The organism is Brumimicrobium glaciale (assembly GCF_004152935.1).
GTDB classification, from domain to species: Bacteria; Bacteroidota; Bacteroidia; order Flavobacteriales_D; family Crocinitomicaceae; genus Brumimicrobium; species Brumimicrobium glaciale.
Map to the genome: position 1 here is coordinate 14,108 of NZ_SETE01000006.1, position 23,133 is coordinate 37,240.

13 protein-coding genes are annotated in these 23,133 nt (G+C 35.0%); 8 read left to right on the forward strand and 5 right to left on the reverse strand.

Annotated features, from left to right (window positions below):
• Positions 1-47: 47 nt before the first annotated feature.
• From ERX46_RS13620 to ERX46_RS13640, 5 genes are all read left to right on the forward strand, one after another.
• Positions 48-761 (forward strand): glycosyltransferase family 2 protein, encoded by a 714-nt coding sequence (locus ERX46_RS13620; protein ID WP_130094430.1) that lies wholly within the window; start codon positions 48-50, stop codon positions 759-761.
• Positions 758-2,383, forward strand: a complete 1,626-nt coding sequence (locus ERX46_RS13625) for a cellulose synthase family protein (protein WP_242494583.1) — start codon at positions 758-760, stop codon at positions 2,381-2,383. Before ERX46_RS13620 ends, ERX46_RS13625 begins: the two co-directional genes overlap by 4 nt.
• Before the next feature lie 17 nt (positions 2,384-2,400).
• Entirely contained in the window at positions 2,401-3,744 is a 1,344-nt protein-coding gene (mptB, locus tag ERX46_RS13630; RefSeq protein WP_130094431.1) for a polyprenol phosphomannose-dependent alpha 1,6 mannosyltransferase MptB, read from the forward strand.
• A gap of 170 nt (positions 3,745-3,914) precedes the next feature.
• Positions 3,915-8,750: a BspA family leucine-rich repeat surface protein gene (locus ERX46_RS13635; protein WP_130094432.1), complete on the forward strand. Its 4,836-nt coding sequence runs from the start codon at positions 3,915-3,917 to the stop codon at positions 8,748-8,750.
• 123 nt (positions 8,751-8,873) lie between these two features.
• Positions 8,874-13,733 carry a BspA family leucine-rich repeat surface protein gene (locus tag ERX46_RS13640; protein ID WP_130094433.1) on the forward strand — a complete coding sequence of 1,620 codons (4,860 nt, stop codon included), beginning with the start codon at positions 8,874-8,876 and terminating at the stop codon, positions 13,731-13,733.
• 80 nt (positions 13,734-13,813) lie between these two features.
• On the opposite strand, the gene ERX46_RS13645 is transcribed toward ERX46_RS13640, so the two are convergent.
• From ERX46_RS13645 to ERX46_RS13665, 5 genes are all read right to left on the reverse strand, one after another.
• Positions 13,814-14,401, reverse strand: coding sequence for an ankyrin repeat domain-containing protein (locus tag ERX46_RS13645; protein WP_130094434.1), 588 nt, complete (start codon positions 14,399-14,401; stop codon positions 13,814-13,816).
• Between the two features lie 116 nt (positions 14,402-14,517).
• Positions 14,518-15,003, reverse strand: coding sequence for a ribosomal maturation YjgA family protein (locus tag ERX46_RS13650; RefSeq protein WP_207214179.1), 486 nt, complete (start codon positions 15,001-15,003; stop codon positions 14,518-14,520).
• 68 nt (positions 15,004-15,071) lie between these two features.
• Positions 15,072-15,683, reverse strand: a complete 612-nt coding sequence (locus tag ERX46_RS13655) for a hypothetical protein (protein ID WP_130094435.1) — start codon at positions 15,681-15,683, stop codon at positions 15,072-15,074.
• Between the two features lie 595 nt (positions 15,684-16,278).
• Positions 16,279-16,848: a hypothetical protein gene (locus ERX46_RS13660; protein WP_130094436.1), complete on the reverse strand. Its 570-nt coding sequence runs from the start codon at positions 16,846-16,848 to the stop codon at positions 16,279-16,281.
• A gap of 48 nt (positions 16,849-16,896) precedes the next feature.
• Entirely contained in the window at positions 16,897-18,309 is a 1,413-nt protein-coding gene (locus ERX46_RS13665; protein ID WP_130094437.1) for a DUF4301 family protein, read from the reverse strand.
• A 50-nt stretch (positions 18,310-18,359) separates the two neighbouring features.
• On the opposite strand from ERX46_RS13665, the gene ERX46_RS13670 reads away from it, so the two are divergent.
• From ERX46_RS13670 to ERX46_RS13680, 3 genes are all read left to right on the forward strand, one after another.
• Complete coding sequence (locus ERX46_RS13670) at positions 18,360-19,133, forward strand: O-methyltransferase (protein WP_130094438.1); 774 nt, start codon at positions 18,360-18,362, stop codon at positions 19,131-19,133.
• Positions 19,134-19,218: 85 nt separating this feature from the next.
• Positions 19,219-19,671: a hypothetical protein gene (locus tag ERX46_RS13675; RefSeq protein ID WP_130094439.1), complete on the forward strand. Its 453-nt coding sequence runs from the start codon at positions 19,219-19,221 to the stop codon at positions 19,669-19,671.
• 632 nt (positions 19,672-20,303) lie between these two features.
• A complete protein-coding gene (locus ERX46_RS13680) occupies positions 20,304-22,439 on the forward strand; it encodes a Na/Pi cotransporter family protein (RefSeq protein ID WP_242494584.1) in 2,136 nt (711 codons plus the stop codon).
• Positions 22,440-23,133 lie beyond the last annotated feature (694 nt).

The window sequence follows — 23,133 nt, forward strand, 5'->3', positions numbered from 1 at the left end:
TAATAAATTAAACTCAATCAGTTTAATAATTTCACCCCATTAAAAAAATGACACAAATCAAGGAGATTGATTACACAAAAGTTTTTGTAGTTATTCCAGCTTTCAATGAAGAGCAATCTATAGGAAAGGTAATTAATGATATTCCGCACGTTCCGCGACAAAATATAATTGTAGTCAACAACGGTTCAACAGATGCTACTCAAAAAGTAGTAGAAGAAACTGGTGCAACAGCTTTGTTTGAATCTCGAAAAGGGTATGGATGGGCATGTTTAAAGGGTTGTGAGCTTGTGGAGGAGCTAAAAGGTGAAACTATTGTTTTTTTGGATGGTGACTATTCTGATTATCCAGAACAACTTCCTCGAGTAATTGCTCCTATCTATCAGGAAAATATGGATTTAGTGATTGGTTCTCGTGCTTTAGGGAACCGAGAAAAAGGTTCAATGACAGTTCCTCAACATTTTGGGAATTGGCTTGCATCAAAATTGTTGAAAATATTTTATGGGGTAAATTACACCGACTTAGGACCCTTCCGAGCAATCCGTTTTGAGCGTTATAAATCTCTCGGGATGAGCGATAAAACCTACGGTTGGACGATTGAAATGCAAATAAAAGCAGCCCAAAAAAAGATGAATTATTGTGAAGTTCCAGTCGATTATAAAGCCCGAATTGGAGTATCAAAAGTAAGTGGAACGATAAAAGGTGCGGTAATGGCAGGAATTAAAATTATATTTGCAGTTTTTAAGTATAAATTTACTGAATGAACTTGGTAATAATTCTTGATAGCGCTTTAGGCGACCCTACTTGGATGTTCAATTGGGGGGATGCTTTTGGCTTCGAACATTACTTTGCACACTTGATTGCAAAGATAATCCTTATTATATACGGACTTAGTCTTGTCTTGATCTTAATTTATAGTATCCTACAACTTTCGTTGGCTATAAATTATAAAAAAAGCAAGCTCCTGAAAAAGAAGGAACTTCCAACATTTGATCCTGAAAACACTCCTTATGTGACTATTCAGTTGCCAATGTATAACGAATACTACGTTGCAGAACGAGTTATCGAACGTGTTGCGCAAATGGATTATCCGTTGGATAAAATGGAAATTCAAGTACTTGACGATTCAACCGATGAAACTGTAGAAGTAATCGCTAGAAAAGTTAAAGAAGTACGTGAAAAATATGGTGTAGATATTAAACATATCCACAGAACAAATAGAGTGGGTTACAAAGCCGGTGCTTTAGATAGCGCTCTTCCTGATGCAAAAGGGGAGTTTGTTGCCATTTTTGACGTGGATTTCCTACCCGATGTTGATTTCCTTCAAAAAACAATGCCACAATTCCGTGATTCAAAAATTGGAGTTGTGCAAACACGTTGGGGACACATTAATAAAGATTATTCTTTGTTGACAGAATTACAAGCTTTCGGTTTGAACGGTCACTTTGCAATTGAGCAAGGTGGAAGAAGCGCTGCTGGACACTTTATTAATTTCAACGGAACTGGTGGTGTTTGGAGAATCAAATGCATCGAAGAAGCTGGTGGTTGGGAACACGATACTTTAACAGAAGATTTGGATTTAAGCTACAGAGCTCAAATCAAAGGATGGAAATTTAGTTATTTAGAAGATGTTATCGCTCCAGCAGAATTACCAATTACAATGAGTGCGTTGAAAGGTCAACAACACCGTTGGATGAAAGGTGGAGCTGAGTGTTTCAGAAAAATGGCACTTCGTCTAATTACTGCTAAAAATGTGAGATTAAGTGATAGAATCCACGGATTATCGCACTTATTTAACTCTACCGTTTTTGTATTCATTTTACTCATGAGTTTATTGAGTCTTCCAGTTTTACATATTAAAGACAGTTTCTCAGACTTAAATTACTTTATTCAATTTGGAAGTATATTTATTATGTCAACTTTATTCTTGATGTTCTATTATTGGAATGCATACAGAGATAAAACGGATGATAAGAAGCAAACGATACTTCAATTTACAAAACGTTTTTTCCAATTCCTTACTATTTCAATGGGATTATCATTAAGTAATGCTGTTGCAGTTATTGAAGGATATATGGGAATTAAAAGTTCTTTCGTTAGAACTCCAAAATTTAACGTTGGTGCTAAAGACGAAGGTAAAATTGAAAATAAATACGACAAGAAATCAATTTCTCTAGTTACAATTGGAGAAGGAATCTTGTTTTTAGTATTCGGATTCACAGCTTTAAATAGATTGGTTTATGGAGATTTAGGAATGGTTCCTTTCCACTTAATGTTAGCCATCGGTTATGGTACTGTTTTCTTCTACAGCATTGCAGAAGTTAGACCAGCGCTTTTCGCTTTCGTACCAAAATTCAATACAAGCACAAGTAACGTTAACGCGTAATTAGATATTTTTTTAGAATGCAATCAAATTGGAGAGGTTTATTTGGAGCACTAGTGCTTTACGTAATACCTCTCTTTTTGATTTCTTATGTTGCAGAACAAGCTGATTTCATACTCAGTTTTACCGCTTATTCAGTTGCTTTTCTTGCCTTTCTCTATTTCATTAGAATAAGAAATGATTTTTCAATTCAAACTTGGAAAAATATTGCGTTTGTAGTGTTTCTGATTCCTTTATTTTCAATTCCCTCATTATCTCCTGATGTTTATCGCTTTTTGTGGGATGGTGAATTAGTCACGCTTGGAATTCATCCTTATGCATCCATTCCAAATGACTTGATGCAAATTGATTCTAGAGTGTATGATTCGGAATACATGAATTTCCTTTACTCACAAATCACCGAACTTTCTCAGAAAAACTATTCTATTTATCCTTCTGTCAATCAATTTTATTTTTTGATCACTGCTTTAGTTAGTGATAATCTATTTATCTCTTTAGTAGTTTTGAGAATCCTCATGTTACTGACACTTTTAGTAGGCGTAAAGTATTTCTTTAAGATTCTTGAAATCCTTTCTATTCCAGTTAACAATAGTATTTTGCTCTTACTCAATCCCATTCTAATCGTTGAAGTAATGGGAAACTTTCATTTCGAAGGAATCATGCTTTCTTGGTTAATGATTGGAATCTATTTCATGTTAAAACACAAATGGCTAAAAAGTGCTTTGTTTTGGGCAATCGCAATAAATATAAAACTTACTCCGCTTATTCTGTTGCCGTTTTTACTTCGTTTCCGCAGTTTTAAAGTGAGTGTGAAATTCTATATTTTCACTTTTATTTTTTCAGGCGGATTATTATTGATTTACCTCTGGCCAAGTCTCTTTTGGAACTTTATGCAAAGCATAGAGTTGTACTTTGATAATTTTGAATTTAATGCCGGAGTGTTTTATCTAATTAAATGGATTACTTCATTCTTTGTTGAAGGAAACCCAACGTTGATTGTTGGTCCAGCTTTGTCTATAATTGCATTTTTAGCTATTCTATTCATTGCATTATACAAACCCATCAATTCTAATAAAGAGTGGTTAAACAGAATGATGTGGGGTTATGTGGTTTATTTATTATTAGCCACAACGGTTCATCCTTGGTATGTAATCTTACCACTTGGATTAGCAATTTTTTCCGCCAATTTAGGAGTGCTATTTTGGTCTTTCCTCATTATGCTGTCTTATGGATTCTATGCTTTTGGACAATCGAGTTTCGGATTTGTTTTGATAGCAGTGGAGTATTTAATTTTGTTTTACTTTTTGTTGTTTCCAAAAAGCTTTGTTTTGAATAAATTCAGGGCTGTTTTGCGGTTGGAATGAGTGGTTTCTGTAAACTATACTTAAATTTTCATTTTGAGCTATTCCATAAAACAATGAATCTCGACTATTTGAATTGTCACCATAGTTCTATAGATTAAGTATTTATGAAAATTAATTTGTGATTAAACTTTTTTAACAGATATTTGTTTTCATTATACCAACACACTGTTATGAAAAAATCTATACTTAAAACCGCGATACTAACACTACAATTTTTGTTCATTTTTCAAGTGGCTAGAGCGCAAGATTTTATTACGACTTGGGAAATAACCCAAAATCAAATTCTTTTTGGAGCAAATACCACAGGTACAGTCTCCTATACTTGGCAGACGCTTCCCCCATCCGCTCCGGCTTCAGGTTCGGGTACTTTTTCAAGTACAATTCTAGCGCCTTTTGTAGTTATCTCTGGTTTACCTAATGGGGGAATTGAGTTGTCTATATCACCTCAAAACTTCAATAGAATTATTACATCCAGTTCCTATGCTGGCGTTAGTCTCAGGGGTGTTAGTCAGTGGGGTAGCACGTCATGGAGCAGTATGGAAAATACTTTTCAAAGATCATCATTCGGTGGTAGTAATGCAGTTATTACAATAACAGCCACAGACATTCCTAATTTGACCAATGTTACTAGTATGGCTGGAATGTTTGAACGTACTCAAGTTGTTGGGCCTTTCAATATTAATTCTTGGGATGTATCGAACGTTACGGATATGTCAAGAATGTTTCAACAATGCACCTTTAATGAAGGGATTAGTTTATGGAACACTTCCAATGTAACTAATATGTCAAGTATGTTTGAGGACTGCTTCTTCTTTAATCAGAATATTGGGTTGTGGAATACTTCAAGCGTAACTAATATGTCTAAAATGTTTAAAAGGAACTACGCTTTCAACCAGGATATCGGAAATTGGAACACATCTAATGTCACGGATATGTCTGAGATGTTTGCTGGTGCAAGTATTGGTCAAATTCATCCCTTCAATCAAGATATAGGGAATTGGAATACAAGTTCTGTAACAAATATGTCAAGCATGTTTTTTCGTGCTGATAGTTTCAATCAAGACATTGGAAATTGGAATACTAGTAATGTGACCAATATGTCAAATATGTTTAATTTAGCTTATAATTTTGATCAAAATATTGGGAATTGGAATACAATAAATGTGACAGACATGAGCTTAATGTTTGCCGGTTATAATAGCCTTATTTCACCTAGTTCATTCAACAATGGAGGTAGTCCTGCGATTCAGAATTGGAATACTACCAATGTCACGGATATGTCCAATATGTTTAGAAAGGCCGTGAGCTTTAATCAAAAGATTGGAAGCTGGACACTGAATCCTAACGTCAATTTATTAAACATGCTTACCAATTCGGGTTTAGACTGCGAAAATTATTCACTTACTTTAATTGATTGGAATAACAATCCAAACACTCCTAGTAATTTAATATTAGGTGCTGGAAATATGAAGTATGGAACTTCCGCAATTAATGTTGTCAATAATTTATTATCGAATAAAGGCTGGCTGATTTCAGGTCATGATTTTTTCAATGTTGTTCCAACTTTTTCTATTCAAACAGCGTTTTGTCCAACTGCTACAATTCCTCCTTTACCACTTATTTCTGATAATGGTGTAGAAGGAACTTGGTCACCTGCTTTAAATAATTCTTCAACAACTATCTATACTTTTACACCAAATTTAGGTCAATGCGCTTCTATTACAACTTTAACAATAACCATAGGAACAACGATTTCTCCATCTTTTGTTGCTCTAACACCTATTTGCTTTGGACAATCGATTACCGCACTTCCAACAACTTCTCAAAATGGAGTGATTGGAACATGGTCGCCCGCTTTAAACAACACCGCAACAACAACTTATACTTTTACGCCTAATGCAGGTCAATGCGCAACGTCTCAAACTTTAATATTAACGGTTAATCCTGGAACGTCACCCACTTTTCCTGCAATAGCTGCTATTTGTCCTGGAGATCCTGTCGCTACTTTACCCACTACTTCAAATAATGGAATCAATGGTTATTGGTCGCCTGCCTTGAATAATGTGGCAACGACAACTTATACTTTTACGCCTTTTTCAGGTCAGTGTGCAACCACGCAAACATTAACCATTACGGTAAATCCGGGAACAATCCCAAGCTTTACTCCAGTTGCTCCAATTTGTATCGGTGAAACTCTGGCAGCTTTACCTACAACTTCAAATAACGGAATTACAGGAACATGGTTTCCAGCTTTAAATAATACAGCAACAACTACTTATACATTTACACCTAGTTTAGGTGTCTGTGTATCTACACAAACATTAACCATTACGGTAAATCCAATTGCGACACCATTTTTTGCATCTGTTCCTCCAGTTTGTGTGGGTGGAACCATAGCGGCTTTACCAACAACATCACAAAATGGTGTTTCTGGAACTTGGGCTCCCGCTTTAAATAATAACACAACTACAACATATACATTTACTCCAAATACTGGAGTATGCGCAAATACGCAAACGTTGACCGTTATAGTAAATCCGATTGAAGTGCCTGTATTTAGTCCTGTTGCAGCAATTTGTGCTGGAGGAACATTAAGTCCATTGCCAACAACTTCTAACAATGGTATTTCTGGAACTTGGTCGCCTGCTTTAAATAATTTTGCGACTACAACTTATACTTTTACTCCAAATGCCGGAGAATGCGCGTCAACTCAAACTTTAACAATTCCGATTACTCAGAATATAGTGCCCAATTTTACAGCTCTTGCTCCAATTTGTTCGGGTGGAAATTTAACAGCTTTACCGACAACATCTCAAAATGGAATTTCAGGAACTTGGTCACCCGCTTTGAATAATTTAGCAACAACAACTTATACTTTTACGCCATCGGGAAATCAATGTGCAACGAATCAAGTTTTAACCATAACCGTAAACCCGAACATAATACCTGCTTTCACAACTGTTGCTCCAATATGCTCTGGTGAAATTTTGTCGCCATTACCAACAACTTCAAATAATGGAATTTCAGGAACTTGGTCGCCAGCATTGAACAATACCGCAACAACAACTTATACATTCACACCTAATGTTGGAGAATGTGCTATAAGTCAAATATTAACAATTACGGTTAATCCTTTAATAACTCCGAATTTTGCTTCTGTTTCAGCAATTTGTGCTGGTGGAACCCTAGTTCCTTTACCAACAAATTCCACCAATGGAATTTCAGGAACATGGTCGCCAGCTTTGAATAATTCGGCTACAACGACATATACATTTACACCAAGTTCGGGTCAATGCGCAACAAATCAAACTTTAACCATTACAGTAAATCCGATTTTAACACCGAGTTTTGCCGCAATCGCTCCAATCTGTAATGGTGGAACTTTAAACCCACTGCCAACAGTTTCTTCAAATGGAATTTCTGGAACTTGGTCGCCAGCTTTGGATAATTCCACAACTACGACCTACACATTTACACCAAATACTGGAGAATGTGCTACAAATAAAACATTAACAATTACAGTTAATCCGATTGTAACACCTAATTTTGCTGCTATTGCAACAATTTGTGAAAATGAAACTTTAAGTCCATTACCAACAACTTCCACCAACGGAATTTCAGGAACATGGTCGCCCGCTTTGAACAATATCGCAACAACAACTTACACATTTACGCCTAATATTGGAGAATGTGCTACAAGTCAAAACTTAACGATAAATGTTACACCAAATATAGTTCCCGCCTTTGCAGCTGTTTCTCCAATTTGTGGTGGAGAAGCGTTAACTCCTTTACCAATAAATTCAACAAATGGAATTTCAGGAACATGGTCGCCTGCTTTGAATAATTCGGCAACCACGACTTATACATTTACACCAAGTTCAGGTCAATGTGCAACCAATCAAACTTTAACGATTACAGTAAACCCAGTTTTAACACCGAGTTTTACTGTTGCAACTTCAATTTGTTTGGGAGAAATAATAAGTCCATTACCCACAACTTCTACCAATGGAATTACAGGAACTTGGTCGCCAGCTTTGGATAATTCTACAACAACGACTTATACTTTTACGCCTAATGCAGGAGAATGTGCAACAAATCAAACATTTACAATTACAGTAAATCCAATTGTAACTCCTGCTTTCGCAGCAGTTGCAGCAATATGTTCAGGTGAAACTTTAAGTCCATTACCCACAACTTCCACCAATGGAATTTCAGGAACTTGGTCGCCAGCTTTGAACAATTCCGTAACTACAACTTATACATTTACCCCAGACCCATCAGAGTGCGCAACAAGTCAAACTTTAACAATTACAGTGAATCCAACTGTAGTTCCTAATTTTGATTCTGTTGCTCCAATTTGTGAAGGCGAAATGTTGAATCCTTTGCCAACAACTTCTATCAATGGAATTTCAGGAACATGGTCGCCAGCGATGAATAATTCAGCAACCACGACTTATACATTTACACCAAACGGAGGTCAATGTGTTGCTAACCAAACATTAATCATTGTTGTGAGCCAACAACTTGCGAGTCCAACGGGAAATCAAAATCAGACTTTAATTCCCAATGCAACCATCGCAGATATTGTAATAAGTCCTGCTAATGTAATTTGGTATGGTTCGATGGCAGATGCTTTGGCTGGAGTTAATCCGCTGACTTCCAATTTTAGTTTAGTTGAAGGTGCAGTCTATTATGCAGTAAATGAAAACGGACCTTGTAAAAGCGAACCTTTTGCAGTAAAGGTTTCATTAACATTGAGTTTAGATGATTTAGAAAGTTCTTTACTGAAATTCTATCCAAATCCACTGTCGTCAGTTTTAAATATTGAACACAGCAGTCCGATAGAATGGGTTGAGATTTATACACCTTTGGGTAAACTTATGAAGCGAGAAAAATACAATGCAGCGAAGGTTTTGATTGATTTATCGGATTTACCAACTTCGGTTTATTTTGTGAAGATAAAATCTGGTGAATTGGTAAAGGATTTTAGAGTTGTGAAACGATAGGTTTTTTTTAAAATGAAAAGTTAAAAATGAAGAATGAAAAATGGGGGATTGGCTTTAGATATTGGCTTAGCTCATTCTACAAAAGAAGGTCAGATATATTAAATATTACGAATACTTAAGATCATGAAAAATACAATACTTAAAACCGCATTACTCACATTACAGTTTTTGTTTTTGTTTCAAGTGGCTAAAGCACAAGATTTTATAACTACTTGGGAAGTAAGAAACACAAGTACTATTAAATTTGATGCCGTTACCACAGGCACGGTTTCCTACACGTGGCAAACTGTTCCACCATCTGCGCCGGCAACTGGTTCAGGAACTTTTATAGGGTCAACTGTGACTTTAACTGGGTTTCCAACAGGTACTTTTCTTAACCCCACATCTGTTAAACTTTCTATTCAACCAACAAATTTTGAAAGCTGTAAATTAAATCCAAGTGGATCTTCTTTTGGACAAGAACTGATTAGTGTAAATCAATGGGGAAGTAATGTATGGGGGACTATGGAAGCTATGTTTAAGAATATTGGATATGGAAATCAAAATCCAAATGTTTTATTTACGGCAACAGATATACCTAATTTATCAAATGTGACAAATATGTCTGAAATGTTTTTTTTCTCTGGCGCTGACGGCCCTTACAACATTAATTCATGGGATGTTTCCAATGTCACAAATATGTTTAGATTGTTTAGTAATTCAAATTTTAATCAATCTATTGGTTCTTGGAACACAGCTAATGTAACTGATATGACTCAGATGTTTTCAGGTTGTCCATTTGACAGTGATATTGGAAACTGGAATACAAGTTCAGTGATTAACATGGCTCAAATGTTTGCATTTAATAATTTTTTTAATCAAGACATTGGGAACTGGGACACAGGAAATGTGACAGATATGTCAAATATGTTTGTAACCTCATCCGGCCAAGGTATTCCAAATACTACGAGTTTTAATCAAGATATCGGAGGTTGGAATACATCTTCTGTTACAAATATGTCTGGAATGTTTCAAAGATCAGAAACTTTTAATCAAGATATAGGGAGTTGGAATACCGGAAACGTTACCAATATGTCTGTAATGTTTCAAAATGCCAGCGCTTTTAATCAAAACATTGGCGGATGGAATACCTCTAATGTGACAGATATGAGCGGCATGTTTTCCTCGGGATCATTCTCATTAGGGTATGCCTCTTCCTTCACAAATGGCGGTAGTCCATCAATTCAAAACTGGAATGTTTCTAACGTTATTGATATGTCTGAAATGTTTCAAGATGCAGTTGTTTTCAATCAAAGCTTAGGGAATTGGTTGTTAAATCCAGCAGCAAATATGCTTAATATGTTGGACGACTCAGGATTAGATTGTGAAAAATATTCCTCAACCTTAAACGGCTGGAGTAACAATCCAAATACGCCGAGTAATAAAATTCTTGGTTCAGGTAATATGAAGTATGGAATTTCAGCTTTAGGAGCAGTAGCTAATTTAACTTTAAGTAAAAATTGGATCTTCGCAGGTCATCAGTTTTTTACTATTGTACCCACTTTTTCTATCCAAACGGTTTTTTGTCCAACATCAACAATTCCACCGTTACCTTTGGTTTCAGCCAATGGAGTGGAAGGTACGTGGTCGCCGGCATTGAATACTTCTGCAACGACAACTTATACTTTTACACCAAATTTAGGTCAATGTGCAGATCCAGTGAACTTAACAATTACGATAGATCCACTTACGACACCTATTTTTAATTCAGTAGCGCCAGTTTGTGCCGGACAGCCTATTTCCGCTTTGCCAACTACTTCCGTAAATGGGGTGATTGGAACATGGTCACCAGCGATCAATAACACAGCGACCACAACTTACACTTTTACGCCCGATTTAGGTCAATGTGCGACTGCTGAAACTTTGACAATAACGGTTAATCCAGCCTCAATACCCGTTTTTAATGCAGTAGCTCCTATTTGTCCCGGTGATCCGATAGCGCCCTTACCTACAACCTCAATTAATGGGATTAGTGGTTTTTGGTCGCCGTCCTTAAATAATGTTTCTACTACAACTTATACCTTTACGCCATTTGCTGGTCAATGTGCAACTAATCAAACTTTAACAATAACAGTAAATGCTGGAGCAGTTCCTAATTTTGCTGCGGTGCCTTCCATTTGTTTTGGTCAAACGATAGCTCCTTTACCAACTACCTCTACCAATGGTATCAATGGAGCTTGGTTTCCAGCTATAAACAACAATGCTACTACAACTTATTTTTTCTTTCCAAGTCCAGGACAGTGTGCTTCCAATCAATCGATGACTATTGTTGTAAAACCGATTCTAGCACCAACTTTTTCAGGTGTTTCAACAGTTTGTTCAGGTGGAATTTTAAATCCATTACCAATAATTTCAAATAATGGAATTTCTGGAACTTGGTCACCTGCATTGAATAATTTAGCGACAACAACTTATACATTCACACCAAATACAGGAGAATGTGCAACATCACAAACGCTAACAATTCCTGTGAATCCTATTTTAACACCCAATTTTACTCCAGTAGCTCCAATTTGTGCAGGAGGAACTTTAAATCCTTTGCCAACGATTTCAAATAATGGAATTTCAGGAGCCTGGTCGCCAGCTTTGAATAATACAGCTACAACGACTTACACATTTACCCCAAATGCTGGAGAATGTGGTACAACCCAGACCTTAACAATTGCAGTTAATAGCAATATTGTTCCCAGTTTTGTAGTTGTTCCACCAATTTGCACAGGTGGTACATTAGCACCTTTGCCAACGACCTCTACCAATGGTATTTCTGGAACTTGGTCACCAGCGTTGAATAATTTAACAACCACAACTTATACATTTACACCAAGTGGTGGAGCTTGTTATGCTCAGCAAACATTAACAATTACTGTTAATCCGATTATAACGCCCAGCTTTACTCCAATTGCGCCAATTTGTTCAGGTGGAACTTTAGCTGCTTTACCAACAACATCAAACAATGGCGTTTCAGGAACATGGTCGCCAGTTTTGAATAATTCCGCAACAACAACTTATACATTTACGCCTAATTCTGGAGAATGTGCAACACCACAAGCTTTAACAATTACAGTAAATCCTGTTTTAACACCTAATTTTACTGCTGTTGCTCCAATTTGTGCAGGGGGAATTTTAAATCCATTACCAACAGTTTCCACGAATGGAATTAATGGAACATGGTCGCCTGCTTTGAATAATTCTACTACAACGACTTATACATTCACGCCAACTTCGGGACCGTGTGCAACAAATCAAACTTTAACAATTACGGTAAATCCAATTCTAACACCTAGTTTTGCTACTGTAGCCCCAATTTGTAATGGTGGAGCTTTAAACCCACTGCCAACAGTTTCTTCAAATGGAATTTCAGGAACATGGTCGCCAGCTTTGAATAATACAGCAACTACAACTTATACATTTACACCCAATGCAGGTCAATGTGCAAACAATAAAACATTAATGATTGTAGTAAATCCAATTGTGACACCGAATTTTGTAGCTGTTGCTACAATTTGCTCTGGTGGTACTTTATCGCCATTACCAACAACTTCTACCAATGGAATTTCAGGAACATGGTCGCCAGCTTTAAACAATACAACGACTACAACTTATACATTTACGCCTGATGCAGGAGAATGTGCAACAAGTCAAACTTTAACAATTACGGTTACACCGAATGTTGTGCCTAGTTTTACAGCTGTAGCTCCAATTTGTTCTGGGGGAACTTTATCTCCTTTACCAACAACTTCCACGAATGGAATTTCAGGAACTTGGTCGCCTGCTTTGAATAATTCGGCTACAACGACTTATACATTTACGCCAGTTGGAGGTCAATGCGTAACCCCACAAACATTAACAATTACAGTAAACCCGATTGTTACACCTAGTTTTAATGTTGCAACTTCAATTTGTTTGGGAGAAATAATAAGTCCATTACCAACAACTTCCTCTAATGGAATTACAGGAACATGGTCGCCTGCGTTGAATGAAACAGCAACCACGACTTATGCATTTACGCCAAATACGGGTCAGTGTGCAACAAATCAAACATTAACAATTGCTGTTAATCCGATAACAACTCCAACATTTGCTGCTGTTGCAACAATATGTTCAGGTGAAACTTTAAGTGCACTACCCACAACTTCTACTAATGGGATTTCAGGAACTTGGTCGCCAGCTTTGAACAATACAGCTACAACGACTTATACATTTACCCCAGACGCAGGACAATGTGGAACAAGTGAAACTTTAACAATTACGGTTATTCCAAGTGTGGTTCCTACTTTTGATCCTGTCGCTCCGATTTGTGAAGATGAAACTTTAGCGCCATTGCCAACGACTTCCACAAACGGAATTTCAGGAACATGGTCACCAGCTATAGATAATACCACAACAACGACTTACACATTTACTCCAGGTGCAGGACAATGTGTAACAATTCAAACTTTAACTATTGTCGTGAATCAACAACTTGCGAGTCCAACAGGAAATCAAAATCAGATTTTTACTACCAATGCAACCATCGCAGATATTGTAATAAGTCCTGCAAATGTGGTTTGGTATGCTTCGATGGCAGATGCTTTGGCTGGTGTTAATCCGCTGACTTCCAATTTTAGTTTAGTTGAAGGTGCAGTCTATTATGCAGTAAATGAAAACGGACCTTGTAAAAGCGAACCTTTTGCAGTAAAAGTTTCGTTAACATTGAGTTTAGATGATTTAGAAAGTTCTTTACTGAAATTCTATCCAAATCCACTGTCGTCAGTTTTAAATATTGAACACAGCAGTCCGATTGATTGGGTTGAGGTTTATACGCCGATGGGGCAGCTTTTGAAAAGAGAAAAATACAATGCAGCGAAGGTTTTGATTGATTTATCAGGTTTACCAACTTCGGTTTATTTTGTGAAGATAAAATCTGGTGATTTGATAAAGGATTTTAGAGTAGTGAAAAGGTGAAGGTTGTCACTGGAGCGTTTTATTTAATGGATTTTAATTATTGCTTTATTGGGATCAACAGCGCCCATGAGTCATTCCATTCATTTCAATATTTTTTTAAACTCTTCATTTTCACAGAAATCAGAAGCCTTTTGTCCTTTCTTGTTCTTTAATTGTGGATTAGCATCGTTGGATAATAAATACTTTATCAGTTTTTTATTTTGCATTTCACAGGCATACATTAGTGGCGATTTATCATAAAAATCAAAATGATTAATGTAGCTTTCTTCTGAATACCCATCAGGGAGAAAGTAAATGTCTATTAAGTTTTTTAAGGTTTTTCGTTTTATGTCATGTCCATCCTCTTGAAGAAGCTGAACGTAATAAAAAATATAATTCCTCATTTCAAGGCAAGGATCACCTGTAAAAAAGAATGGATCTTGAAGTTTTTGGTCTTGTTCAATTAAAAACTCCACAATAGGCAATTCGGTTGTATCGCAATGAAAACCAAAATCCCATATAAAATCTTGATAATAATAAGATCCGTATTCTTCCTGTTTGTTCAAGTCTCCACCATTTTGGAGGTATTCTTTAATGCTATTGATTTTAGCATCTATTTCATTGTCTTGTCCATGGATGAATGGACATATCAGAATGTAAATCAAAGCTGTAAATAGTACATTTTTCATATTTGAATTAAGTGGATTTATTTTGTAAGATAGTAAATAACATGGGCTTGTTTCTTGAATAAGGAATTTATAATTTATTCAATTTTAAATGGCTCTTCTATGCTATTTTAAATCCTTTATTTTTTATTGAAATAAACAGATTCTAAAATATACCCAGTTATTCCTCCCAATGTATAACATACTAAATCACTCCATAAAAAACCACTTCCAAATATTAGTGCACCAAGTTTATTATTTCTGATAGTATGAATCCAATCGGCATCATACAACTGAAATATTTCTATAAGGTAACACACCAGAATACTTACAATTGCAACTTTTAAAGATTTCATCTTATTAAACAAAAAACCGATAATCAAAAAGAATAGTATTGCATATAGATAATCGCCCAAATAAGGATAGATTATTTCGGGAACTATTTCTGTTCTTGATATTAAGCCAATTGTTATTGTAATAATTATTAAGGTAAAATATGCTAATCTATTTCTCTTCAATTTGATTTTTTGATATTGATTATAACCCGAATTAATCACCAAGATACTTGATTTTTTTTGCCTAGTCAGAGTTCTTTCCGTTTCAAAAACATTTATTTTAACCTTCACTTCTAAACATAAGCATTAATCGAAGAGACGATTAAACAACTTGCATTCATTTTTTGTAGGAAGCCTTTTTACTTTTTCTTTTCATCAATCAATCCTCTTAAACTAGTAATTGGATTTAGATTTTCAATATTTGATTCATCAAGTTTAACCCATTCAATCCAGTCCAATCCCATTGTAATGTCATATTCTCCCATAAGACCGTCTAACAAAATATAAATCGCATTTTGAGTTTGTGCACTTTCGTCAAAGCCTCGGATATTTAATTCAATTCCAATTTCACCATATTTTCCGTCTTGGTATCTGAAATAAATGTCGGAATAACCTATGTTAAAATCACCGAATTTAATTTGAAGATCATCTCCTGGAATTCTTTGTCGGAAAGCGTTGAATTTCCAATTCATAATTTCAGGAGCTTTATCAACTAAATTCTCTACAAAAGGAAAAAGTTCTTTTACTCCTTCTGCTGAAATCGTGAATTCTCGTATTCCATTTTCGTGAATTGGACTAAACTCAAAAACGAGATTTTGATGCACTTTACTTAATTCATTTGATAAATCATTGAATATTTCTTCTCGTACATCAAGGTTTTCTATCTCATGGTAGAAAGTTTGTTGGGATTTAGAAAACCAATTCCAAAATTTCTCTTCTTTTGACTGTTTATTGAATAGTGAAAAACTCATGGCGGTAAATTTATGATTGAGAATAAAGATAGGAATTATTTATTTGGTGAAACGTAATAATTTTTTGGTTCCATATGGAATACTATGGGTAAGTATATATCTCTGGTAAATAATTATTAATTTGTTTAAGCTCTTATTAAGTGTAGCAAGCTCAAAAGCTATATATTTAAATAGATGAGCCTCTATGATAAAAGCCTTTATCAACTATGTTGAGCCTTGATCTACATTTGCTTATATTTTAAAAGTCCTAGCAGGACTACATGTTAGTAGCCAAGGACGTAAGTCCTTGGTTTAAAAGGTACGACAAAACAAAACCCCATAAAATCGAAATAATTGTATGCAATTATTTCGATTTTATGGGGTTTTGTAATGGTTTTCACCGTTTTTCGGATGGACTAGTGTCCATCCCTATTAATATATCGTTTTGCTGGAGCTAATGATTTTAAGTAAGTGGAATAAATAATTAATTAATTCTTTATTCTAAATTTTAAAATTGGCTAATCACAGAATATATCACTCATTATAATGCCTTTGTTGATCAAACTATATTTTGCATTGCTACTATTTGATTGCTATGGGCTTCATTTTTACCGATTCACCTCAAAGACTTATAATTATTAATCCAAGCAGGATCAAGCACATCTCTTAACAACTTAAAAAAACTAGAATCAACAAAATAATCTTGATCATAGCCTCTCACGCCATATCTTTCCATAATATAGGTTTGTTGTTTCAGTGAGGGTCTCATTTCTCCTTGGCTCCAACCATTTCCTAGTTCATGTTTGAAGGGGTGCGCCTCAAATCTAATTTTCCATAAAGAATCGAAAGCTGAATTGTAATCAATTATTTGACCATCTGCAAGGGTTACATCTATAATTCCATTGTCTTCAAATATTTTTTTGAAAACGTTTGATCTTGGAATCGGCCATTGTCCTGTACCTATTTTTATTATTTGATTCAAATCAACAGGTTGATTGCCCATCAAACGTTCATTTTTGAAATAAAAAAGAGAGTATTGTGTGAGTCCACCAGTTGGGAGAAGACCAATCTTTACACCAAATGAAACACGATCTGGCCCATTATAAGCTGACTTGTCTTCTTTCTCAAGACTAAGCAAGCCCACCAAAAACATGGCGGAAATAATATAATTGATACTGCGTTTCATAAACTTCACCTCTAAAGTACAAAAAGTGAAGCTGTAAATCACAAAAAACTATAATTGTTCGATGTGTGATTTATTTAGTAAGTCCAATACCGTTTTTACAGGGGTGAAAGTTTCTGAAGGTACTTCAACGAAAATGCTTAACCAGTCGGACATGCTGCCGTTCCATAATCCTGGACGTTCAATAAATCGAATGTCTTTTTCTTGGTATGTTTTTTCTACAATAAAGTATTTATCAGGGTCAGCAAAATCATCTAAATTTAATTTTTTCCCGTCAATATCTTTGGTAGAAACAGCCATTAATACAGGGTTGAAATACTGACTTTGAACCATTAATCGGTATTGGTTTCCATTCTTTCCAATTTGTGATTTCTCAACAATTTGCTTAGATTGTTTTCCATTTTCCTCAACCCAGAATGGCCCACCACCCGGCTGACCTTCGTTGCGCACCATTCCACAAATACGAATAGGACGATAAATAAGTTTGTGCAATTCTTCAGAAGACAATTTCTCGAAATCAAGACTTGGATTAGTGAAGTGATATTGAAGATTCAAAGCAGCCAATTGACCTCTTGGATTATCGCTGTTTAAAGCTTCTTTTAATTCTGTTTTCACCACATCAATCATTCCGCCCAAATATTTGAAATTTTCAATAGAAGCTTGTGAATGTGCTTCATGTTGAATATTGTCAATGTTTTTGATAAAAATTATATCACTTTCGATTGCATTAAGATTTTTAAGTAAAGCGCCATGTCCAGAAGGACGCGTCAATACTTCACCATCTTCATCCAAAACGACATTTTGATCTTTGTCAAATGCTATCGAATTTGTGGAAGGATCTTGCTCACTCCATTCAATATTACATTGTCTTCCCGTCAATTGACGAATCGAATCGAGTGCTTCTTTTATTTCGTTTTCGTGTGATTTGTTAATCGTGAAATGAAAATTTATGCAATCTTCTTTTATTCTTAATCCTTGTAATAATTGCTCTTGAAATGCATTTAAAATAAAACTTCTAGAACGATGAAAAGGAACTAATCCTTTCGGAATTACTCCTAATGCTAATCCGTCTGGTTTCAATAAGTACGACACGAAATCATCTAAAGTAATATCATATTCACGGACTTTCTTTTTCAATGAAAATGGCAATAGTTCAAAGAAAGCAAATGACTCAATTGAATTTAAAAAGCGTTCTGTTTTACTTCGTGTTTCTTCATTAGGTTCGGCTAAAAACTCATATAAGAACTTAAACATACGCGATCCTGTTCCAGAAGCAGGAATAAAAAAGTGAATAGTTTGACTGCCATTATTGAACTTAACCTTGAATCTATTTTTTTCAAAATCAGAATGACGAATAATTCCATCATTTAATCTACATGGACTAATAAGGTTTATTTCTGGCTGTTTTTTAAAAACCAATTTTTTATGTTCCTTAATTATTGACATGTTGTTTTTTGAATCCATGAGATTTGAATGTTAAGTTTATGTACCTTTAACGAAGAATTAAGGTGTTTATGATTTATTTAGTTCGTGAATATATAAAATATTGTTTGATTGCGAAAAATAGGCATGGAATTCACTCTCCTTTTGTCTATGATTTCAATGATCGCTGCCTTTTCTTGCCAATTCCAGATTTTGAATATCAAGTTTTTCAACAACTGAAGAAGTCTTATTTGAAAAACAAAGATGAGATTGAAGTAACAGACCTTGGAGCTGGGTCTCGAAAATTAAATAAAAAACGAACTGTTTCTCAAATTGCTAAAGTATCTGGCAGTAATAACAAATATGGAAAACTCCTCTATCGATTAGTTGCGCATTATCAACCAAAAGAAGTTTTGGAATTGGGTACTTCACTCGGACTAGGAACATACATGATGGCTGCAGCTTCAGAAAAGATTCACATCACTACTGTCGAAGGGTGCAAAAATACTTATGAAATCGCCCGGAGAAGTTTTCCAGCAGCACAACATGAAAAAGTAGATTTTGTAAATAATGACTTTTTTACTTTTCTAGAAAATCTTAAAGATCAGCCACCATTTGACATGATTTTTATCGATGGAGATCATAAAAGTGAAAGTTTATTTAAACAATTGAAATTATTAGCTCCATTTATTCATGACGAAACAATAATTGTTCTGGATGATATTCGTTGGTCAAAAGATATGCTAGGAGCTTGGAATGATTTGGTTTTAAGTTCTGAATATCAATTAACTATTGATTTATTTAAAATGGGAATCATCATGAAAAGATCACATCAACAAAAAGAATCTTTCATTATCCGTTACTAAAATTATTTTTTTTTGATAGAAAAACTTGCAATTGTTAAAAAGTATTAAATATTTTTCTATATATTGTATGTTAAAACACCTACCAATGATGAATCGATATTTAGAACAATTGATCGAAGACATGGATATTACCATAGCCGGTCAGATCGCCATAAGAAGTCACCTCGATATTTTAGGGGAGAGCGAAGTATGCGAAACAGAAGAAGAAATACCTCATGCTGAAAAAACAGCTCCTTTGTCTTCTATAATAGGTTTTGACAAGTGTTATTTCCCTCCAGAAGACAAGCTTACAGATGATCAAGTCGTTGTCGTTTACACGCACCTTTTGTGTGTTTTAGATAACTATAATTTCTTTTTAGATTTTCCAGATAACGTTGATGTTAGAACAAAGTACATCATGCTGCTAGACGTTCTTGATGAAGAAACAACCTATTCAAATGCCAAAGTAACGATCATTGAATTCTGTGATTATGATCACGAAACATGTCCGTTCGGTGCTGAGTTATGTCAATGTAAGATGTATGAAGAGATGTCTTAAATGAATTTTGAAAGAAAACGTCAAATACGGCTTTATGCTTTCATCGACAAGCTCACTTTGACAGATTTTGTTCAACGCAGTGCGTCGTAATTTTAAATGTAATTCCTTCGGTAGACTGGGGACACCGCATTTATAAAGATAACTTCCTAACAATTATAAACTTTACAAGCCTTGTCTCTACCATTTTCGATTATACCTTTTAATAGGTAAACCATTCGCCTTAATCTTTTTGTCTAATGTCTAACATCTAACATCTAATATCTTTGATAGTCGTAGAATTTTATCTTCATTTAATCCTATCGTTATTTCAGTCCATATTGGTTCAGTTTATTCCAAGGATTAGCGCTCTTGGCTATTAATTTGTGGCTCCTTTGTCGTTTATTCTTTAAAAATGAAAATTATATTGATAAATATTTTAGAGATAAATTTGAATTAATTTCCATTAAAAAATCGGTATCACCTTGTTTTCTTGTCAAAGACATAAAGATTTGGTTTTTTCTTTTGGAATAATAAAATGGCTAATTCCATTGAGTTTAATTGCGCGTTAATTAAAGTTAATGTTTCCTTAACATTGAACCCGTCGATGCTATTGAATTGCCTATTATTTTTGTCCCAGAATTTAATAATGTTTAATGAAAAATAAACTCGTTTTATCGTTTGCACTTTTGCTTGTATCATTTTTCACATTCAATGCGAATGCACAAAATGAAAATAATCTAGAGGCTGCCCCTAAAGAATTAATGTCCAACATTAATTCAGGTTCAATTGAAAATATTTCATCAACTTCCCAAATTGAAGGTTTTACCACTTCATGGAATTTAGATTATGAAGTTTTTCAAGATTTAAAAGAACAAGGCTATACTGTTTCCATACAGTACAATACTAAAATTGGAGCAAAACGTTATGAAAAAGGGTACAGCAATTCTGATTGGATTGTAATAAATGGAATCGATTTACACACTACGAGTTATTCTATTGACAGTTTAGCAGGTGAAGAATCATATTTATTCAAGATTGGAATTTCCAATGGTGAAAATACATTCTGGTCAGATAAAAATACGGCTGATACTGAAAGAGGTTGGGGGATTTTTAGATTCTTAGTATTAATTGGAGCACTTGGAATGTTCATTTATGGTATGAAAATCATGAGTGAAGGTTTGCAACAAGCCGCTGGATCAAGGTTGAGATATTTATTGGGTTCCATAACTTCTAACAGGGTAAAAGGAGTCTTAACAGGATTCGGAATTACTTCTATTGTTCAGTCATCTTCTGTGACAACAGTAATGACAGTCTCCTTTGTAAACGCTGGATTGATGACCTTGGTTCAATCTGCCGGTGTAATGATGGGAGCGAATATTGGTACAACAATCACAGGTTGGATCATCAATATTTTCGGATTTAAAGTAAGTATCGGATCTTATGCATTGGTGTTAATCGCTATTGGAGCGCCGATGATGTTCTTTGGTAAACAAAAAATCAAAGCTTGGTCAAGTGCAATTATAGGATTCTCTTTATTATTTATGGGATTAGGTTTCCTAAAAGATGCAGTTCCTGAATTAGGACCAGATTCTTGGTTAGTTCAGTTCTTTATTGATTTTAAAGATATTCCAGTAATAAGTACATTGTTATTCGTGCTTTTAGGAACATTAGTAACGGTAATTGTTCAATCATCATCTGCTGCGATGGCATTAACAATGACGCTAGTTGCAGGGGGAATTGTTCCTTTTGAAGTGGCAGCAGCAATGATTTTAGGAGAGAACATTGGAACAACAATTACTGCGGAATTGGCTTCTACAATTGGAAATGTTCACGCAAAACGTTCAGCTCGTATTCACTCCTTATTTAACGTTATTGGTGTAACATGGGCAGTCTTACTTTTCCCATTCATATTGCAAGGAATTGAGTATTTCATGGTTTCGATTGGAGCAGGAAATCCATTTGAAAATCCAAAAGAATATGCAAATACAGGAATCGCTATTTTCCACACTGCGTTTAACTTAGCCAACGTATTTATCTTGATTTGGTTTGTGCCTAACTTGGTGCGTATTGCAGAAAGAACAGTTAAATCGAAAGGTGGACATGACGAAGAATTCCACTTGGATTATATTGGAGCTGGATATATGTCTACGCCAGATTTATCATTGCTTGAAGCGAAAAAGGAAATCGCTAAGTTTGGTGAATTAACAGGTAGAATGTCTAAATTCTCCCGTGATTTATTATTCGAGAAAAGCCGTAAAAAACAAAAGTTACTGATAGATCGTATTGCTAAATATGAGGAAATCACAGATAGAGTAGAGGTCGAAGTAGCCAATTATTTAAGTAAAATTTCTGAGGGAGAGTTGAGTATCGATACTGCGATTCGTATTCGAGGAATGAACAGTATCGTAAACGACTTAGAGCGTATTGGAGATATTTTCTACCAAGTTTCAAAAGGATTAGAGCGCAAGTCTGAAGCCAAAATATGGTTTACGCCACACCAACGTGAGCGCTTAGCTGAAATGTTTGATTTAGTTGATGAAGCATTCGTAATCATGAGTGAAAACTTGAAAAAACACTCTGCTGAAGTAAATCTTATAGCAGCAAACGAAGTGGAAGAACGCATCAACAATAAACGAGATGAAATCCGTAGCGAGTATCTTGACGCACTTTCGAAAGACGATGAAGTTCACATGAAAGGTGGAATTATCTATAACGATATCTTTGCTTCTCTAGAAAAAGTAGGAGATCACATTATCAACGTTTCTGAAGGAATTGTTGGGAAGGTTTAGTGAGCTAATTAATATTTTTGAAAAGGCTGTTTCGAATTATCGGAGCAGCCTTTTTAATTTTTAGGGTGGTAGGTAGAGGAGGGGAATGAAAAATTAATAATTAAAAATTGCTTCAAAATAATTTTTCAATTGAAGGATCTATTTGAATATGTTTAATAACAGAGGCCTATATGGGCTTGGTTTTTTTGTGTTGAAGGTTTTATAAATTCTTTGAATTTAGGATAGTTCTAATTTATTATCAATTTTCAATGGTTATTACCGCCACAGAGTTGCAGGTGTTAATGAAAACCACAATTAATCCTTCTCTACAAGCCACAGGAGTGGCGAAACATGGATATAATTCAAGTAAATAAGTGTTGGCCTTTGCAGTTCAAAAAAAAGAGCAAGGTTCGATTAATCAGTTAGTATTGATGAAGGCTTCATGTCATCTGTCAGCTGAAGGGCTTAATAAAAAACGCAAGACGTTTTTATTAACACATCACCCACTCCATGGGCTTGAGGGTAGTGCATAGTAAAGATATACTTCAGTTACGACCTATCTTGGTAACCCAGATTTTTTAAAAAAAAATAACGACTTCTTTTGATAGTCCAAACGTCCGAAGCTAAACACTTATGCTGTTTAAGAATCCCATAATTCCAAAAAAAAGCCATACATCAAATGTATCGCTTTCCATAATATTTTAAGGTCGGAAAA

What these genes read in the sequence shown, in the direction of transcription:
- ERX46_RS13620 (WP_130094430.1), top strand. Translation starts at nt 48, where the DNA reads ATGACACAAATCAAGGAGATTGATTACACAAAAGTTTTTGTAGTTATT.
- ERX46_RS13625 (WP_242494583.1), top strand. Translation starts at nt 758, where the DNA reads ATGAACTTGGTAATAATTCTTGATAGCGCTTTAGGCGACCCTACTTGG.
- mptB (WP_130094431.1), top strand. Translation starts at nt 2,401, where the DNA reads ATGCAATCAAATTGGAGAGGTTTATTTGGAGCACTAGTGCTTTACGTA.
- ERX46_RS13635 (WP_130094432.1), top strand. Translation starts at nt 3,915, where the DNA reads ATGAAAAAATCTATACTTAAAACCGCGATACTAACACTACAATTTTTG.
- ERX46_RS13640 (WP_130094433.1), top strand. Translation starts at nt 8,874, where the DNA reads ATGAAAAATACAATACTTAAAACCGCATTACTCACATTACAGTTTTTG.
- ERX46_RS13645 (WP_130094434.1), bottom strand. Translation starts at nt 14,401, where the DNA reads ATGAAAAATGTACTATTTACAGCTTTGATTTACATTCTGATATGTCCA.
- ERX46_RS13655 (WP_130094435.1), bottom strand. Translation starts at nt 15,683, where the DNA reads ATGAGTTTTTCACTATTCAATAAACAGTCAAAAGAAGAGAAATTTTGG.
- ERX46_RS13660 (WP_130094436.1), bottom strand. Translation starts at nt 16,848, where the DNA reads ATGAAACGCAGTATCAATTATATTATTTCCGCCATGTTTTTGGTGGGC.
- ERX46_RS13665 (WP_130094437.1), bottom strand. Translation starts at nt 18,309, where the DNA reads ATGGATTCAAAAAACAACATGTCAATAATTAAGGAACATAAAAAATTG.
- ERX46_RS13670 (WP_130094438.1), top strand. Translation starts at nt 18,360, where the DNA reads ATGATTTATTTAGTTCGTGAATATATAAAATATTGTTTGATTGCGAAA.
- ERX46_RS13675 (WP_130094439.1), top strand. Translation starts at nt 19,219, where the DNA reads ATGATGAATCGATATTTAGAACAATTGATCGAAGACATGGATATTACC.
- ERX46_RS13680 (WP_242494584.1), top strand. Translation starts at nt 20,304, where the DNA reads ATGAAAAATAAACTCGTTTTATCGTTTGCACTTTTGCTTGTATCATTT.